Origin of the sequence: Dapis brunnea BLCC-M229 (genome assembly GCF_050015995.1) — a bacterium.
Taxonomy (GTDB): domain Bacteria; phylum Cyanobacteriota; class Cyanobacteriia; order Cyanobacteriales; family Microcoleaceae; genus Trichodesmium.
In genome coordinates this window covers 10,098-12,563 of sequence record NZ_JBNHEP010000222.1, presented here as the reverse complement: position 1 = coordinate 12,563, position 2,466 = coordinate 10,098, and the positions used below count along the sequence as shown (strand labels likewise).

The 2,466-nt window shown below is 39.9% G+C and carries 1 protein-coding gene; it reads right to left on the bottom strand.

The features are described 5' to 3' along the window. Positions 1–374: 374 nt before the first annotated feature. A partial coding sequence (locus ACP6PM_RS24460) for a BamA/TamA family outer membrane protein (protein WP_426589267.1) occupies positions 375–2,466 on the bottom strand: 2,092 nt, incomplete at its 5' end.

The window sequence follows — 2,466 nt, the reverse complement described above, 5'->3', positions numbered from 1 at the left end:
CAACTCTTAATTATTGCCATTTTTCAGTGATTAAATTCACTGGAGACAGAGAAATGTTTCTCTAAGTTGGTTAGCGTAATATTTACGCTAACTGTTGTTCTTTTTGTCCAAAGTCCAGGTAGACCACAGTAGGGGCGATTTGCGAATCGCCCCTACAGGATTTCGATTATGGCGATGTGGTTCATCAATCTGAAAAGCACTGTAAGTAATGCTCTTCAATATTTATGAACCGTACAACTATAGTTTTTTCATAGAGATTTGAGACAAAAGCATTACCGATTCACCAACGCCATTCAGCAGACCCTATTTCTTCTGACTCGAAGACTTCTAAAAGCAGTCTAACTATTTGTCCCAAACATTTATCGCTCCAGGTATTAGAACCGCTCACCAATACCAAAGTGGAAACGAGTATCACCTTCATCATTAATAGCATAATCAATTCTAATCGGACCAAGAGGAGACTGTACCCGGATACCAGCACCATAACCTATACCATCTCCTGGTTTCTCCCGCACACCTCCAGGATTACCAATTACAGAACTTTGACTATCAAATACTGTCGCAGCATCCACAAATAAAGCACCACCAAGAAACTTAAATACAGGAAAGCGATACTCAACAGTTCCCAAAACAAAAGTACGACCTGCTCCCACCGAACCCTCATCATATCCACGGACTGTATTAGTACCACCTAGAGGAAAAGCTTCATAAGGAGGTAAGTCTCCAATTATATGACCTGCTTGTATATTAAAAGCTAAAGCTTCAGGTCCGTCAGCAAACCTTGTAAAATTTACTGGAATAAAATAACTGAAATTACCGCGCAAACGATTCATAGCAATTTCTGCTGAACCTATAGGAATAGACTGTTCTGTACCAAACCGCAGCAAACTACCAGAAGTAGGTTGTCGGGGATTATTGCGTCGGTCGTTGACAATACCAAATTGAATCGTCAATAGATCGTCTTCCCCAGAATCATCAGCAGTTAATTTATTACCTAATTCATCCCTGGGTTCAACATCACCATCACTATCCTGAATTTCTACCCGTTCATATTTTAATCCCAAAGAAGCAGTCCACTTTGGATCGACAAACGGGTTAGGAATAAACGGACGAGTGAAACTAACTCCACCCCCTGTACGAATAACCCGTGGGTTGTCTCCATTAGGCAGATCGACATCGCGCTGGTCGTTATCATCATCAGAATCAAAAATTACTGAAATAGCTCGCCGTCTGAAAGCATTAACCGTGTAAGAAAGTCGATGATCGTCTCCACCGATCCAAGGATCTGTAAAACTAACATCTGCTAATACTAATCGTTCACCGACCTGAAACTCACCACCTAATTTTTGATTATTACCACCAATATTTTGCTGTTGATAACTCACTGTACCAAACAACCCACTTGCAGAACTAACCCCACCACCAAATGCTAGAGACCCCGTACTCTTCTCTACAATATTCACAATTACAACTGCCGTGTTAGGATCGTCTGGTGATGGTTCTAACCCCAATCTCACATCTTCAAAAATTCCTAAACCAAAAACTCTTCTAATATCTTTTTCTGCTGTCTGTCGCCGAAATATATCTCCTGGTTTCAGTTCAATTTCTCTAGTGATAATATATTCACGGGTACGACCTTCTATGGGATTACCTTCTTCATCTACTGTTTCTCCTTCTGCATCTACGAAGCGCACCTGAATATCTTTAATTTCTCCCTCTGCAACTTCTAAGGTGACAGTACCATCATCATCGACTTGAGGCGCACCGATAACTTGTCCGAGAACATAACCATTGTCTTGATACCACTGGTTGACTTGTTCGACACCTTGTTCAAATACTTTCAAGTTCAGAGTTTCACCATATTGATCGTTGAATATTCTCTCTGTTTCACTCTCAGGAAATACTTCTGCACCTTCTATTATTACGGAACTCAATACAGGGTTTGGTTCGACTTCAAAAGTAACTCTTACACCTAGGGGAGTATCTTCAGGTACTGCTTTCACATTTCGGAAGAAACCAGTGGCAAAGATAGAGTTAATGTCTTTTTGTAGTTGAGAGCGAGTGGTTGTGCGTCCTGGTTGAGTGCTAATTACTTGGTAAACTTGATCTTCGAGTTCTCCGTCTACTCCAATAACTACAACTTCAGCTACTAGTACTAGGGGTTCTCCTTCTTCTGTAGGGTTTTGTGCTTGTTGCGATGAAGGGGGAGTATGTTGTTCTGATTTTGTTGGGGTAGGTGTGGTCTTGTTATCTGCTTCTACAGGTTCATTTTGTAGTAATGACGTTAAAGCTAAGTTATCTGATTTGTCTAATATTAATGATGTTGATGTTAATTTCTGTTGATTTTGAGTAATTTGATTATTAATTAAATTACTTCCTTGAGAAATGATGGGATTAAACTGTTTATTTAATAATGGTTCTGATTTAGTTTCTGTTGATTTTGCCCAAACTACAGTCTGAGAATTT